General features: G+C 72.0%; 13 protein-coding genes and 2 pseudogenes. 8 read left to right on the top strand and 7 right to left on the bottom strand.

The window, feature by feature from the left end; genetic code table 11:
• Positions 1–15 precede the first annotated feature (15 nt).
• Positions 16–1,128, bottom strand: coding sequence for a sensor histidine kinase (locus PV963_RS24070; RefSeq protein WP_274817826.1), 1,113 nt, complete (start codon positions 1,126–1,128; stop codon positions 16–18).
• On the bottom strand, positions 1,125–1,856 hold the full coding sequence (locus PV963_RS24065) for a response regulator transcription factor (RefSeq protein WP_274817825.1): 732 nt from the start codon (positions 1,854–1,856) through the stop codon (positions 1,125–1,127). The genes PV963_RS24070 and PV963_RS24065 overlap by 4 nt, the downstream gene beginning before the upstream one ends.
• 123 nt (positions 1,857–1,979) lie before the next feature.
• On the opposite strand from PV963_RS24065, the gene PV963_RS24060 reads away from it, so the two are divergent.
• The 3 genes and pseudogenes from PV963_RS24060 to PV963_RS24050 all read left to right on the top strand — a co-directional run bounded on the left by PV963_RS24060 (position 1,980) and on the right by PV963_RS24050 (position 4,251).
• Complete coding sequence (locus PV963_RS24060; RefSeq protein WP_274817824.1) at positions 1,980–2,687, top strand: glycosyltransferase family 2 protein; 708 nt, start codon at positions 1,980–1,982, stop codon at positions 2,685–2,687.
• Positions 2,684–3,286: pseudogene (locus PV963_RS24055) on the top strand (TIGR04282 family arsenosugar biosynthesis glycosyltransferase); the annotation flags it as partial. The gene PV963_RS24060 and the pseudogene PV963_RS24055, both read left to right, overlap by 4 nt.
• Positions 3,287–3,486: 200 nt before the next feature.
• Entirely contained in the window at positions 3,487–4,251 is a 765-nt protein-coding gene (locus PV963_RS24050; protein ID WP_274817823.1) for a class I SAM-dependent methyltransferase, read from the top strand.
• Between the two features lie 331 nt (positions 4,252–4,582).
• Here PV963_RS24050 and PV963_RS24045 read toward each other — a convergent pair whose 3' ends face one another.
• Complete coding sequence (locus PV963_RS24045) at positions 4,583–5,815, bottom strand: molybdopterin-dependent oxidoreductase (RefSeq protein WP_274817822.1); 1,233 nt, start codon at positions 5,813–5,815, stop codon at positions 4,583–4,585.
• 114 nt (positions 5,816–5,929) lie between these two features.
• Between PV963_RS24045 and PV963_RS24040 the strand changes: the two genes are divergently transcribed.
• The 5 genes and pseudogenes from PV963_RS24040 (at position 5,930) to PV963_RS24020 (ending at position 11,032) form a co-directional block, all read left to right on the top strand.
• Positions 5,930–7,270 (top strand): hypothetical protein, encoded by a 1,341-nt coding sequence (locus PV963_RS24040; RefSeq protein ID WP_274817821.1) that lies wholly within the window; start codon positions 5,930–5,932, stop codon positions 7,268–7,270.
• A 70-nt stretch (positions 7,271–7,340) separates the two neighbouring features.
• Positions 7,341–7,970 (top strand): hypothetical protein, encoded by a 630-nt coding sequence (locus PV963_RS24035; protein ID WP_274817820.1) that lies wholly within the window; start codon positions 7,341–7,343, stop codon positions 7,968–7,970.
• Between the two features lie 277 nt (positions 7,971–8,247).
• Positions 8,248–8,802, top strand: coding sequence for a DUF2690 domain-containing protein (locus PV963_RS24030; RefSeq protein ID WP_274817819.1), 555 nt, complete (start codon positions 8,248–8,250; stop codon positions 8,800–8,802).
• A 27-nt stretch (positions 8,803–8,829) separates the two neighbouring features.
• Positions 8,830–8,919, top strand: a pseudogene (locus tag PV963_RS24025) (IS5/IS1182 family transposase); the annotation flags it as partial.
• A gap of 112 nt (positions 8,920–9,031) precedes the next feature.
• Positions 9,032–11,032, top strand: a complete 2,001-nt coding sequence (locus tag PV963_RS24020) for a protein-arginine deiminase domain-containing protein (protein ID WP_425540934.1) — start codon at positions 9,032–9,034, stop codon at positions 11,030–11,032.
• 65 nt (positions 11,033–11,097) lie between these two features.
• Here the strand turns inward: PV963_RS24020 and PV963_RS24015 are convergent, their stop codons facing one another.
• The 4 genes from PV963_RS24015 to PV963_RS24000 all read right to left on the bottom strand — a co-directional run bounded on the left by PV963_RS24015 (position 11,098) and on the right by PV963_RS24000 (position 14,539).
• Positions 11,098–11,541, bottom strand: a complete 444-nt coding sequence (locus PV963_RS24015; protein WP_274817818.1) for a hypothetical protein — start codon at positions 11,539–11,541, stop codon at positions 11,098–11,100.
• A 100-nt stretch (positions 11,542–11,641) separates the two neighbouring features.
• On the bottom strand, positions 11,642–12,844 hold the full coding sequence (locus PV963_RS24010; protein WP_274817817.1) for an acyl-CoA dehydrogenase family protein: 1,203 nt from the start codon (positions 12,842–12,844) through the stop codon (positions 11,642–11,644).
• 1 nt (position 12,845) lies between these two features.
• The gene (locus PV963_RS24005; protein WP_274817816.1) at positions 12,846–13,796 is read right to left on the bottom strand and encodes a 3-hydroxyacyl-CoA dehydrogenase NAD-binding domain-containing protein; all 951 of its coding nucleotides are present in this window, start codon (positions 13,794–13,796) and stop codon (positions 12,846–12,848) included.
• A complete protein-coding gene (locus PV963_RS24000; protein ID WP_274817815.1) occupies positions 13,793–14,539 on the bottom strand; it encodes an acetoacetate decarboxylase in 747 nt (248 codons plus the stop codon). The genes PV963_RS24005 and PV963_RS24000 overlap by 4 nt, the downstream gene beginning before the upstream one ends.
• Position 14,540: the final 1 nt, after the last annotated feature.

The raw sequence follows: 14,540 nt of genomic DNA, 5'->3' as shown, positions 1-14,540 counted from the left end.
GTGGTGCTGCCCGTGTTACGAAGCGGCGGCGGGCAGCACCACCTCGAAACGGCAGCCGCCGGGGATGTTCCGTACGGTGGCCCGGCCCTGGTGCGCCTCCACGATGCCCCGGACGATGGCGAGGCCGAGGCCCGCGCCGGCGGGAGGCGTCCGGGCGTGCGTGCCGCGCCAGCCGGTGTCGAAGACGCGCGGCAGGTCCTCCTCGGGGATGCCGCCGCAGCCGTCCGTCACCGACAGCACCACGCCCTCGGTGGAGCGCTCCGCGGTCACGGCGACCGTGCCGTCGGCCGGGGTCCGGCGGATGGCGTTGACCAGCAGGTTGCCCAGCACCCGGCTCATCTCCTTGCCGTCCACCTCCACCGGCACCGGCTCGATACGGCCGCCCACCAGCCGTACCCCGTGTTCCCGGGCGAGCGGGTCGGCTCCCGCCAGCGCGTCGCCGACCAGGTCGTACAGGGAGATCCGGGTGGGGGCCAGGGGCAGCGTGCCGGCGTGGATGCGGGAGAGTTCGAAGAGGTCGCCGACCATGTCGTTGAGGCGTTCGACCTCGGTGCGGATCTGCTTCAGGTAGCGGTCGGGGTCGGCTGCGACGCCGTCCTCCAGGGCCTCCGACATGGCGCGCAGGCCGGCCAGCGGGGTGCGCAGGTCGTGCGAGATCCAGGCGACGAGTTCGCGCCGGGAGGTCTCCAACGCGCGTTCCCGCTCCCGGGATTCGGCGAGTCTGGCGCTGGTCGCGGCCAGTTCGCGGCTGAGGTGGTGCAGTTCGGCGGTCGTCGGGCCGTCGGGGGCGGCGAAGTCCCCGCCGTCGCCGAAGGAGCGTGCGGCCATGGCGAGTTCACGGCTGCGGGCGACGACCCAGCGGCCCAGCAGCAGCGCGGTCGCCAGGGAGACGACGGCCGCCATGGCGACGACGGTCGTGACGACGGACAGGTCGTGCGGCGACAGGAACATCGCCCAGGCGACGGCGAGCGTCCCCGCGAGCATCGCGACGACGCCGACCGCCGCGACGACGGCGAGCGAGGCGGTGAGCGAGCGGCGCCGGATCAGGCGCAGCGCACCGGCTCCCGCCAGGCCGGTGGCCGCGGCACCGGCGAAGGCGTACAGGGCGATGAGGAGGGTGTCGTTCACGATCCGGCCTCCTCTCCCGTGGGGTCGAAGCGGTAGCCCACGCCCCACACGGTCTGGATCAGGCGGGGGCGGGCCGGGTCGTCCTCGACCTTGCCGCGCAGGCGGCGGACATGGACCGTGACGGTCGACAGATCGCCGAAGTCCCAGCCCCACACCTCACGCATCAGGTCCTCGCGGCCGAAGGCCCGCCCAGGGTGACGCAGGAAGAAGGAGAGCAGGTCGAACTCGCGGAGGGTGAGCGCGAGTTCGCTGCCGTTCTTGGTGGCCCGGCGGGCTGCCGGGTCGACGGTCAGACCGGCCGCTCCGAGCTGGTGCCCGGGGGCGGCGGGACGGCTCCGGCGCAGCACCGACTCCACGCGCAGCACCAGTTCGCGGGGGCTGAAGGGCTTGGTGACGTAGTCGTCGGCGCCGACCTCCAGGCCCAGGATGCGGTCGTCCTCGTCGCCGCGGGCGGTGAGCATGATGACCGGGACCGGCCCCTGTCCCCGCATCCGCCGGCACACCTCCAGGCCGTCCATCCCGGGCAGCATCAGGTCGAGGACGACCAGGTCCGGCCAGTGCGCGGCGGCACGCGTGAGGGCGGTCGGGCCGTCGTCGGCGCGGTCGACCACGTAACCGGCGCGGTCCAGGTACCCGGCGACGACCTCGGCGACCGTCGGATCGTCATCGACGACCAGGACCCGCGGGGACCCGTCGGGGGTCTCCTCGTACTGATGGGGCTGCTGCATGGCTCCAGCCTCGCACCGGACGGCCCGCGGGGGCTTGTCCGGAGGCCTCCTCGGCCGCCGACGTCCGCGTTTCGTAAGAAGCCGAAGTCCGTTATGCCTGATTCGTGTTCGTAGGGTGAAACCGTGACGACGACTTCTTCCGACGTCGACGTGGTGCTGCCCTGCCTGAACGAGGCCGAGGCCCTGCCCTGGGTGCTCGAACGGATCCCGCCGGGCTGGCGCGCACTCGTCGTCGACAACGGTTCCACCGACGGCTCGGACCGGGTCGCCCGTGCGTTCGGCGCGACCGTCGTGCACGAGCCGCGCCGGGGCTTCGGCGCGGCCTGCCACGCCGGGCTGACCGCGGCCACCGCCGACGTGGTGTGCTTCTGCGACTGCGACGCCTCCCTCGATCCGTCGCTCCTCGTCCCCTTCGTGCGCGAGGTGCGCGACGGCGAGGCCGACCTGGTCCTCGGGCGGCGGCGTCCGCAGGGCCGGGGCGCGTGGCCCGCGCACGCCCGTGCCGGGAACCTCGCGCTCGCGCGGATGCTGCGCCGCCGCACCGGGCTGCGGCTGCACGACCTCGGCCCCCTGCGCGCCGCCCGCCGCGAGCCGCTGCTCGCCCTCGGTCTCACCGACCGGCGCAGCGGCTATCCGCTCCAGATGGTGGTGCGCGCGGCCGACGCCGGCTGGCGGATCGCCGAGTACGACGTGCCGTATCTGCCGCGCACCGGGGCCTCGAAGGTGACGGGCACGTGGCGCGGCACCTTCCAGGCCGTACGAGACATGGGCCGCGTGCTGGGCGAAGCCCCCGGCGAGGCTGCTCCGGCCGTCGAGAGGGGCGTACGGTGACCGCACTCCTCGTCATCGCCAAGGAGCCGCGCCCCGGCCGGGTCAAAACCCGGCTCACCCCGCCGTTCACGCCCCGCCAGGCCGCGTCCCTCGCCGAGGCGTCCCTCGCCGACACCCTGGACGCGGTCGCGGCGACCCCGGCCGGCCGCAAGGTCCTCGTCCTCGACGGGGAGCCCGGCCCGTGGCTGCCGCCCGGCTTCGACGTCGTACCGCAGTGCGCGGGCGGTCTCGACGAGCGGCTGGCGGACGCCTTCGCGCGCTGCGCCGGCCCGGCCCTGCTCATCGGCATGGACACCCCGCAGGTGACGCCGGAGCTGCTCACCGTGGACTTCGCCGGCTGCGACGCCTGGTTCGGCCCGGCCGAGGACGGCGGCTTCTGGGCCCTCGGCCTGGCCCGCCCGGACCCCGCCCTGCTGCGGGGCGTGCCCATGTCGACCTCCGCGACGGGGGCGGTCCAGCGGGACCGGCTCGTCGCGGCGGGCCTGCGCGTCCGCGACCTGCCCCGCCTGCGCGACATCGACACGGAGGCCGACGCCCACGCTGTCGCCGCGCTGGCTCCGGGCGGGCGGTTCGCGGCGCGGCTGGCTCGGTGCACGGCGAGGGGGTGGGCCGGTGGGGAGTCCGGTTGGTCGGAGGGTGCGGAGTCCGGGCCACCGGCCGGTGCGGAACCCGGTCCGCCGGCCGGTGTGGAACCCGGGCCGGAGACCGGTCGGCCGGCCGGTGCGGACACGCCGCAAGCCGGCCACTTCCCCGACTTCCGACCGGCCACCGCGCCTGCCTCCCGTCCGGCCGTGCCCCGATGAGCGCCCCGCCCACGACCGCCGTCGCCTGGGCAGCCGCCGATCCCTACGCCGATGCCCTGCGTGCCGGTCACGGGCCGCTGTTCCTGCGGCGGGCCGACGGCTGGCTGCTGCCGCTGGAGGTGGAGCGGTGGTGTGCTCGGGCGGATGCGGTGGACCGGGACGTGCTGGACCGGTGTGAGGGGACCGTGCTGGACGTGGGATGCGGGCCCGGCCGGCTGGTGGCCGAGCTCGCCGCCCGGGGCCGGGCCGTCCTCGGCATCGACGTCAGCGCCGCCGCCGTCGACCACACCGTGCGGATGGGAGGCCAGGCGCTGCGGCGCTCGGTGTTCGAGCCGCTGCCCGGCGAGGGCCGCTGGGGCACCGTCCTGCTCATGGACGGCAACATCGGCATCGGCGGCGACCCGCGCGCCCTGCTGGACCGGATGGCCCGGCTCCTGCGCCCCGGCGGCCTGTTGATCGCCGAGACCTCGCCGGGGGACATCGACGAACGCGCCCAGGTGCGGGTCGTCGGCCTCACGGACGCGCACGGTGCCGGTGATCCCTTCCCCTGGGCCCGGCTCGGCACGCCCGCCCTGCTCCGGTACGCACACAGCTGGACGCGGGCCGGTCAGTGGACGGCCGACGGGCGCCGCTTCGCCGCCCTGCGCACCCGCAGCAGGCGCACCGCCAGCAGCAGCGCCGAGCCGCCGAAGAGGACGGCGGTGATCAGCAGCCAGCGGGCGAGGAACACATCCGCCGGCAGCCCGGTGGCGGACCGGTAGCGCCGCTCCACCATGCCGCTGATCAGCGGGAACCACACCAGGAGCAGCAGCCCGGAGAGGGCCGCCGGTACGCGCACGTACGGCACCCACTCCTGGCGCCGGACCGCGCCGAGCCCCCGTACGACCGCCCGGTCCAGGGCCGCGTACAACGGCAGCAGCACCAGGTCGTGCAGCAGCGCCGCGCCCACGAACCACAGCGCCACGCCGAGCCAGTCACCGGCGAGCAGCCGTACGCCCGCATAGGCGGCGAGCGCGAACGAGCCGACGAGGAGGAGAAGCCGGAAGGGGCTCCCGACGCGGATCCGCGGCTTGCGCATCACAGGCCGTCGCATCACAGGTCTCCGAACGTCATCCGGGCCACCCACTTGGTGTTCAGCACACCGGGTGCGGCGGGCACGATGATCCGCGCCGGGTGGCCGTGGTCGGGGGACAGCTCCTCGCCGTTGACGTACAGGGCGAGCAGGGAACGCGGGTCGGCCACCTGGTTGGCGCGCAGGGCGGCGCTGCGGAAGGCGCCGCGCCGCTGGAGGGACTCGACGAACACGTCCGGCGGGTCGTCGTCGTACCCGACGAGCGCCGCGAGATCGCGCAGCCGTACCCCGCGCCACCACTGGTCCGACGTCGACCAGCCCTCCACACAGGCGATGGGCAACGCCGCACTGTGCAAAGGGAGTTGGGCAAGCCTGGCCCGACTGAGGCGGACGGTGCCCGCAGGCCCCGTGACGACGAGCCGCCAGGCGTCCTCGCCCGTCTCGGCCGTGTCGATCCCGGCGTACGCGGCGGTCTTGTTGATCTGGAAGCCGTTCGGGCCGCTGCCGGGATCGCCGCCGCCGTGCGGTGCGAGGAGGGCGGTGCGCCGCAGGGGCCCGTCGAAGTTCTGCCCCGCCGTCGTCGCGAACAGCAGCAGCGAGCCGCCCCCGACGAACCACAGGGCACCCCGGCGGGAGACGGTCGGCTCGGCGGGGCGGGGCGGCACGAGGTCGTTCCGCTCCTCCCGCAGGTGCCGCAGATTGCGCAGCGCCGTGGGCATCTTCAGCAGCGCGTGGGCGACGAAGGCGGCGAAGAACACCCACGCTCCGTAGAAGTGCAGCGGGTAGAAGGAACCGGGGAAGACGTAGTCGAGCTGGACGTTGAGCACCCCCGTCACGAACTCGAACAGCGCACCGCCCACCAGGAGCAGCAGCGAGATCCGCTCCAGGGCGTGCGCGAGCGAGCGGGCCGGCGGCAGCGCGAACAGCCTCGGGATCACGGACCACAGCTTGGCGAGCAGGACGGGGATCAGGGTGATGCCGAGGGTGACGTGGACGCCCTGGTTGAGCCGGTACAGCCAGTGCGGGTTCGTCGGCCAGGCGAAGAGGTAGAAGCCGAGGATCCCCTTGTCCGGGGTCTTGTCGTTCACCGGCGACAGGCCCGGGTTGTAGGCGGCGTACGAGACCAGGCCCGTCACGAACAGCACGGTGATGCCGGCGAGCAGGACGAGGCCGAGCACGGAGGTGAACCGGGGGCCGCGCAGGGGGCTGCGCCAGAAGCCGGGCGAGGAGGGAAGCCGTGGGTCGTCTCGCATGGCCCGACCGTAGGCCTGGAACACCCCGGGAAAGGGTGCGCAACCCATGACGAAACGCTGACGTCCGGCCCGGACGGCGGTCCTCGCCCGCTCTGTCGGCCTAGCGTTCCGACCGTGACCCGCTCCCTCCGCCGTGACCTGTACGCCGCCGGGGCCGCCGTGCTGCTCGTGACGGCGGCCGTCCTGGTCGGCCGCCGCATCGAGGACACCAGCCGTACGCTGTTCGTCGACTGGCCCCCGCTGCTGGCGTCCTGGGGCCCCCACCTGGGCCCCGGCACTCCGGCGGCGCTACTCCTGGCCACCGCCACCGTGGCGTACGGCCCCGCCCTCGCGGCCAGGCTCCCCTGGCGGACCCTCCTCCCCCTGACCTGGGGCACGGCCATGGCGTGGATCTGCTCCCTGGCCCTGATCGACGGCTGGGACCGGGGCATCGCGCGCCGGCTCACCACCCGCTACGAGTACCTCCAGGTCATCGACCGCTTCGACGACATCCCGGCGGCGCTACGGGACTTCACCCAGCACATCCTCCTGGAGTCGCCCGACAACTGGCCCGCCCACATCGCCGGCCACCCGCCCGCGGCCACGCTCACCTTCGTCCTGCTCGACCGGATCGGGCTGCGGGGCGGCGGCTGGGCGGGCATGTGGTGCATCACCGTCGGGGCGACGGCCTGCGTCGCCGTGCTGGTCACGATCCGCGCCCTGGCCGACGAGTCCCTCGCGCGCCGGGCGGCCCCCTTCCTCGTGCTGGCCCCGGCCGCCGTGTGGATGGGCACCTCGGCCGACGCCTACTTCGCGGCGGTGGCGGCGTGGGCGGTGGCGCTGCTGGCCCTGGCGGTCACGAGACGGTCGCTGTGGTGGGCGGGGGCGTCCGGCCTCCTCTTCGGTCTGACCTGCTACCTCTCCTACGGCCTCACGCTCATCGCGCTGATCGCGGCGGCGTTCCTGGTGCTCGGCCGGCACGGGATCCGGGAACGCCCCGCCCTGCTGGTGCCGCTGCTCGCCGGACTGGCCGTGGTCCCGGCGGCGTTCACGCTCGCCGGGTTCGACTGGTGGGAGGCGTACCACCTGCTGGTGACGCGCTACCACCAGGGCGCGGGCGGCATCCGCCCCTACGGCTACTGGGTGTGGGCCAACCTGGCCTGCACCGTGCTGATCACGGGCCTGGCGACGGCGGCGGGCCTGCGCCGGACGGGCACGGCGCTGCGCCACCGCCGCGCCGACACCCCCGGCCGCGCCGCCGAGACCCGCCTCGCGCTCCTCGTCTCCGCCGCCCTCCTCGCCCTGCTGGTCGCCGACCTGTCCGGCATGAGCAAGGCGGAGACGGAACGCATCTGGTTGCCTTTCGCGGTGTGGCTGCTCCCGTCCTGCGCGCTCCTGTCCCATCCGCGCGCGTGGCTCACCGGGCAGGTGGTGCTGGCGTTGCTGCTCAACCATTTGCTGCTGACGGGGTGGTGACCCCACACGCCATGAACCGGTGCCCTGGAGAGCTGGCAGCCTCGGTCAACAGCGGTCCGAGGGCGGGGCCATGGACTCTGCTGAAGGGCAGAAGCTCCTCGCCATGCTGAAGGTGATCGCGGAGATCCCCGACAGCGTCGAGCAGCAGGGAGAGGCAGCGGTCCAGGCTTACGAGGAAGCCGCCTACCTCCTCATCCGCGTCTCCAAGGGTGAGGAGAAGATCAGCGAACTGGGTGCCACGCTCGGCGGCCTTGCCTCGGTGGCACTTGGGTTCGACGGGATCAAGAAGAACTGCCGATATGGGGAGTGCCGGAGCGTTATGACGAGCACCAAGGCACGTACAACCGCACTGATCACGCCCATCGAGCTGGGAGCCCAGGACGAGGCAAAGGCGTTGGCAGGTGAAGGGCGTACCGCCAAAGCCATCCGTCGATTGCGCAAGGATTCGGGCCTCGGGCTGGGCACGGCCCCCGTGGCATTGGACCTGCTCACGCAGGGGCACACATTGCCCACCACGTACAGCCAAGCGCTGGATGCCCTACGGCAACTCGATGCCCCGCTGGTCGCCGAGATGACTGACCTGCTCAGCAGCGGCCATCGCGACTCCGCGATCAAACTGCTCAGGGAACGGACCGACATCGATCTTGCCGGGGGCTACCACCTCGTCACGGAGCTGAGCGTCCAACTCGATACGCAGTAATTCCGAGGCCTCTGTTGTTTCGGTCCCAGGGCTCCGCCCCGGGTTGATCAAATGGGACTGTCACTGCTGAACGCCGGGCGCCCTGTTCGTTTCGGGAGTCCGCTCGTACAGCACAGCAGGCGGACATGTAGCGCTGGTTGCGGGTGTTGTCGTTGCCCGAGCGAGGGGCGCATGAGGAGGGGGCTTGCATGCCTTCTGTGCTTCCGACGTGCGCCTTTCCTCTGTGACAACAGGGGTGGATTCTATCTCTCCCGGTCAGCACACCGAGGTGGTCCCCGTGACGACAAGCAGCACCAGCGACAACTCCGCAACGTCCCCCGAGCCTGAGTCACAACCGCCCGCAGGCGGGCGGAGCAGACGCATCAGCTCGACGACACTGGCCTGCGCCGCGGCGATCGTCGGCGCCGTGGCGGCTGCCGTCCTGACCCCGCTCGGAGAGCACGTGATAAAGGCCTTCCTCGACGAGCCGACTTGTCCGGGTGAAGCCTGCGAGGGGAAGAACCCGCAGAATCAGGGATGCAACGAGGACGCGCGCACCTTCAAGCCCGCCATCGGTAACCCCGCTCTCCTTCAGCTCCGCTACAGCGAGAACTGCCAGGCCGTATGGGCGCGGATCGAGCGGGGGAGCCCAGGAGACCTCGTTACGGCAGAGGTCACTGGGGGAGCGAAGCGCACTGCCGAGATCGAGTACGGAGACGACAAGTTCACCAGCATGGTGAGGGTGGGCAACGACGAGTTCCAGGTCACCGCCTGTGCGGTCCCCAGGGCCGGTGGTGAGAGCACGTACCAGCGCTACTGCATCCACGCGACCGAGGCGACTGCCTGGCGGTGACCCGGAGAGTGCGTCAGCAGGACCTTGCCCGGCCGCGACCTCACACCAACCCAGCAAACCGTCAACCGAGCGCTGTCCGCAGCACGGGCACCAGTCGAGCGCGGCGTCGCACGCCTCACTCTCCGCCGCCATCCTCACCCTGGAGCGGCAACGCTGAAAGAGCTCAGTGAACGCACAGCCGCTGTTCCTCCTCTTGCACAGCGAACCCCCCAACCGAGAGGAACATGCTGTGCGTTCACGTACGCGTATACGTACACGTAGACCTTCGCGCCTGTACCCGGCCGGGTCGGTCGTCCTGGCTCTCGCCGCCGCGGGGTCCGTGCTGGCCGGGCCGGCCGGCTCCGCCTCCGCCGCCGAGTCGGGCATTCGTGCCGATCTGCGGGCGGATGTGAACCGCGACGGACGGGTCGATGTCACCGGTGGCAGCGACAAGAAGGGTGAGGACAGCTGGTCCGTCGGGCGTGGAGCCGTCTATCTGCCCAACATCGACGACGACACCAAGCGGTGTCCGGTGACCGGGCCGGGTGGCAAGCCGCTGTCCGACGCCAAGCTGGCCGCGTGCAACGACGGCTCCGACATGAAGGTCAACGGCAGCGCGGACGCCGCCGACCTCGCCCGGGTCCGTTCCGTCCCCATGCCGGGTCTGCGCAAGGACGCCCAGGGCAGTCTGAAGGTCACCACGGGAGGCAAGCACGCTCGTCTCTTCGTCAAGCGTTCCGGGAAGTGGGTCCTGGTCACGTCCAAGACCCGGCTGACCGCCGCCGAGCTGCGTTCCGGTGTGGAGTTCGGTGTCGAGGGCACCGATGTCGTCCGGGACAGCGCGAAGTGGGACGGCCGTGCGGTGGTCCGGCTGACGGTGACGTCCGGGCAGAAGTCCACCTCCGACGCCGTGACCCTGCGCGTCGCGCCGCTCCTGACCCACCATCACCTTCAGAACACCCAGCAGGTGATGGTGACCGAGGTCCAGGGTGAGGGCGAGTACAGCCGTCTTCAGCAGAAGTTCGTCGCCGAACTCGGGAAGGAGGTCAAGAAGGCCGGTGTCACCAAGCCGCTGATCACCTTCGAGAAGTACGCCGACCCCTGGGCCCAGGACTTCGTCGAACCGGCCTACGTCAGCATGACCGGGCCGGGCGGTCAGCGGCAGGTGATGCGCGTGATGCTGCGTTCCGCCCAGCCGGACCGGGACGCGGGCCGGGAGCTGTTCGAGAGGGTGCGCGGCCGGGACGTCGGTGTCGTGCAGGTGACCGACCGGGCCGAGCCCGACGACTGGTCGCTCAACTCCATGGGGAACCTGGAGACCATCCCGCCCTACGCGCACGGCGGGCGCTCGTTCCCGGCCGGGCGGATCATCATGGGCGAGCGCAAGGACAGCGGGGCGCGCCCGTCGAAGGTGGTGCGGACGCTGCTGAAGTCGCAGGGGTTGCAGGACCCGCTGCTGCTGGACACCTCCTGGCTGGGCGTGGGGCACGTCGACGAGTTCGTGCAGTTCCTGCCCGCCGACACTCCGCGCGGCTGGCGCATCGGCGTCGCCGACCCGCAGGCGGGGCTGCGGCTGCTGCGCGACGCCAAGCGCGACGGCCACGGCAAGACGAAGATGTTCTCCGTCCCGGGCCGGACGGACAGTCCGGCGCCCAAGGAGACCATCGACCAGGCGCTCGCCACCCGTCACCTGGTGGCCGACAACGAGATGGCGGCGCGGCGCATCGCGGCCAACCTGGAGATCCTCAAGCGCGAGACGGGGGTCACCGACGGGGAGATCGTGCGGGTGCCCGCGCTGTACACCCGTGACTCGGAGGCTCTGACCGCCGAGGGGCAGGAGATTCCCGTGCCGCGTCTGACGCGCATGGGCGCCGGCTCCGACCTGGTGGACAGCCTCGGGGACCACGGCCAGCAGAAGTGGCTCGCCGAGAACCCGGCCGGCTCGCGTGCGGCGGCTCCGGCGACTCCGGCGGCTCGGGCGACGGTGATGACCAGCGCGTACGTTCCCGGAGCGGTCAACGGCGTGCTCCTGGCGCGCGACCGCTACCTCGCCCCGCGCCAGTGGGGGCCCGTCATCGGCGGCAAGGACATCTTCACGCAGGCCGTCACCGCCGCCTACCAGCGGGTCGGCCTGAAGGTGTCGTACATCGACGACTGGTACACGTACCACCTCGGCCTGGGCGAGGTGCACTGCGGCACCAACACCCTGCGGGACGCGACGGCCGCGTGGTGGCAGCGCCCGGCGCGGTGAGCCGTAACGGGGAGTAGGTGGTGGGTGGTTCGGTTCCGTCGGCCCGAGGCGGCGGAACCGGACGGTCAGGAGCCGTACGGTCCGTCGCCGCGCCCGCCGTCGTGCCGGGCGCGCCCGGGTGCCAGGCGGCGGTAGGCGGCGCGGGCGTGGGTGAGGCGGGCCAGGGACGTGCCGACGAGGGTGGCGGTGAGCAGGCAGGCGAGCCATGTGGTGTCGCGGGGGACGGCCCAGGTGAGGGTGCCCGCGGGCGGAATGGCGAAGCCGTTGAGGAACAGCCAGCACAGGACGGCCGTGCCGGGGGCCGCGGTGAACCGTGCGCACAGGCCCAGCACGGCGGCCAGCAGGCACAGCGCGAGCAGGGCCAGTTGCGGACGGTCGGGCCCCACCACGGCGTTGAGGAGTGCCACCAGCAGCAGTGCGCCGCCGAAGGCCCCCGCCCAGACCAGCGGCGTCGCCACAGGCTGCGGAACGGGCCTGGCTCCGGTGCCCAGCGGCCTCCACTCGATCACGCCGACGCTTCTCCTTCCCCGAGGGTGATCGTCAGGGTCCCATCAACTCCTGTTCAGTGGAACAGCCGAACCGGACAGCCGGACGACGCCCGGCGGGGGGTCACACGAAGGCGCTCTGGCCCGTGATCGCCTTGCCGACGATCAGGGTGTTCATCTCGCGGGTGCCCTCGAAGGAGTAGATCGCCTCGGCGTCGGCGAAGAACCTGGCGATGTCGTGGTCCAGGAGGATTCCGTTGCCGCCGAAGATCTCCCGGCTCCGGGCCACGACCTCCCGCATCCGCGCGGTGACGAACGCCTTGGCCAGGGCGGAGTGTTCGTCGCGGAAGACGCCGGCGTCCTGCAGCCGGGCGAGCTGCACCAGCATGCCCCACGACGCGGTGATGTCGCCCAGGCTCTTGACCAGCAGGTCCTGCACAAGCTGGAAACCGCCGATCGGACGGCCGAACTGACTGCGCTGCCGGGCGTAGTCGAGGGCCAGTTCGTAGGCGCCGGCCATGACGCCCAGCGCCTGCCAGGCCACCCCGCCGCGGGTGGCGCGCAGGATCTCGGCGACATCACGGAAGGAGTTGATGTTCTGCAGGCGGTTCGCCTCCGGTACCCGGACGTCGGTCAGGGTGATCTCGGCGTTCTCGACGATCCGGAAGGCGGTCTTGCCCTCGATCTTCGCCGGTTCGAAGCCGGGGGTGCCCTTCTCGACGACGAAGCCCTTGACGTGGTTGTCGTCGACGTCCCGCGCCCACACCACGACGTAGTCGGCGAAGGTCGCGTTGCCGATCCACTTCTTGGCGCCGTTCAGGACCCAGGTGTCGCCCTCGCGCCGGGCGGTGGTGCGCATGCCACCCGCGACGTCGGAGCCGCCGAGCGGCTCGGTCATGGCGAAGGCGCCGATCTTGTCCATCGCGGCCATCCGGGGCAGCCAGCGGTCGCGCTGCTCCTGGTCCCCGCCGGAGTGGACGGAGTACATCGCGAGGCCGTTGTGGACGCCGAAGAACGTGGCCACCGAGGCGTCGGTGCGGCTCAGTTCCATCGCGAGCATGCCGCTGAGCAGGTTGCTGACGGCGGGCCGGTGCTCGCCGTAGCCCTCGTAGGGCAGGCCGGCCAGGCCGCTGTCGCGGAAGATGCCGATGAGCTCCCGGGGGAACTCGCCCTTGGCCCAGTTGCCGTTGACCAGCGGCTTGATCTCGTCGCGCATGAGGGCGCGGGCCTTGAGGAGGATCCCCCGCTCCTCGTCCGGCAGCAGCGTCTCGTAGGCGTAGAAGTCCGCGGTGAGCTGGTCTTCCAGCGGCTGCATGGTGGTGGTCATCTCAGTTCTCCTCCTTGTCGGCGCCGTCCAGGGCGGACAGGACGGCGAGTTGCCTGCGGTCGCGCGTCTCGGTGAGTTCCGGGTACGTGGAGGAGCCGTAGGCCTGTTCCACGGCTGCGATGAGCCGTTGCTGTTGTTCGTCGTTGTGCGACGGGGTGCCGAGGTCCGCCCACATCTGCTTCATCGAGGCGCCGATGTGCTCGGCCATGTGCCGGTAGCCGCCGGGGCCGCCGCCCAGGTGCGAGCCGAGGAACGGCCCGACCGTGGCCCAGCGCAGCCCCAGCGAGTTGGTCATCACCGTGTCGAGCTCCTCGGGCGTCACCACGCCCAGCTCGACGAGGTACACGGCCTCGCGGCTGAGGGCGTTCTGCAGCCGGTTCCCGACGAAGCCGGGGATCTCCTTGCGCTCGACGACCGGGGTTCGGCCGACCGAGGTGTAGAAGTCGACGGCGGCCTGTACGGCGTCCTCGCCGGTGCGCTCGCCGGGCACGACCTCGACGAGCGGGACCAGGTGCGGCGGGTTGAAGGGGTGGCCGATCAGGACGCGGGCGGCGGCACCGTCCGCCAGCTCCTTGGTGAACTCGGTCGACGGGATGGCCGACGAGGAGCTGAGCAGCAGCGCGTGATCGGGTGCTTCGCGGGCCAGGCCGGCGAACAGGTCCTGCTTGAACTCGACGCGCTCGGGGCCGTTCTCCTGTACGACGTCCGCGTCCCGGACCGCCTCGGTGACGTCGGTGGCGATGTGCACCCGGCCGGCGAGGCCCGTCACGTCCAGGCCGCGGGCGGCCAGGTGCGGGGCGGACCGCGCCAGGGCCTCGTCCACGGCTTCGGCGAGGTCCGGTCGCGGGTCGCTCACCTCGACCGTCAGGCCGTGCGCGGCGAACAGCGCCGTCCAGGACAGTCCGATGGTCCCGGCGCCGATCACCGCGGCCGTACGGAAGGTGCGGGTCATGACGCGGCTCCCTTCAGGTAGTCGTGGACCGGCTCGGCGCCGGACAGCGTCAGGTCGGTGAGGATGTGACTGGCGGAGACGACCTGAAGCACCGGCAGGTCGGCCAGCGGGGCGAGCACGTGCTGGAACAGCTGGAGCCGGGCCGGGCCGGTCCACGCCTCCTTGACGGTGACGTCGGTGATGCGCGTGCGGACGAGTTCCTGCACCCGCGGCGAACCGTCGTAGCCGGGAACGGTCTTGAGCATGAAGGTCGGCACGGTGATCTGTGCCCGGGCCTCGCGCCGGTCCAGCTCGTGGTGCTTGTAGCCCATCGTCGCGGTGGCGACCCGCAGGCTGCCGTGGTCGAGGGTGCCGACGAGCGCGCCGGAGTCGACGGTGAGCGACGGGGAGCCGAGCACCTTCGGGTAGGCGGAGACCTCGCGGCCGGAGGCGGTCGCCGGGAAGTTGTCGAGGTACATGGCGTGCAGGTACTCGCCGTGCTCGCCCTCGAAGCCGACGGGGATCGCCTGGCCGGCCTCCGTGTAGGGGCCGTATCCGCTGACGTCGCCCATCTTCATGACCTCGAACCGGACCAGGGGTTCACCGATCCGCAGCGGTTCGGGGACGACGGCCCGCAGCGCCTCGGGGTCGGTGCGGTAGACGACGTTGAGGTACTCGCGGTCGGTGAACCGCGGGACCGTCGGCGGGTACGCCGGGCTGGTGAGCGGGGTGGTGAGGTGCTGTCGTACGTCCTCGGTCTGCATG

The organism is Streptomyces coeruleorubidus, assembly GCF_028885415.1.
GTDB classification, from domain to species: Bacteria; Actinomycetota; Actinomycetes; order Streptomycetales; family Streptomycetaceae; genus Streptomyces; species Streptomyces coeruleorubidus_A.
This window is presented reverse-complemented; position numbering and strand designations above follow the sequence as displayed.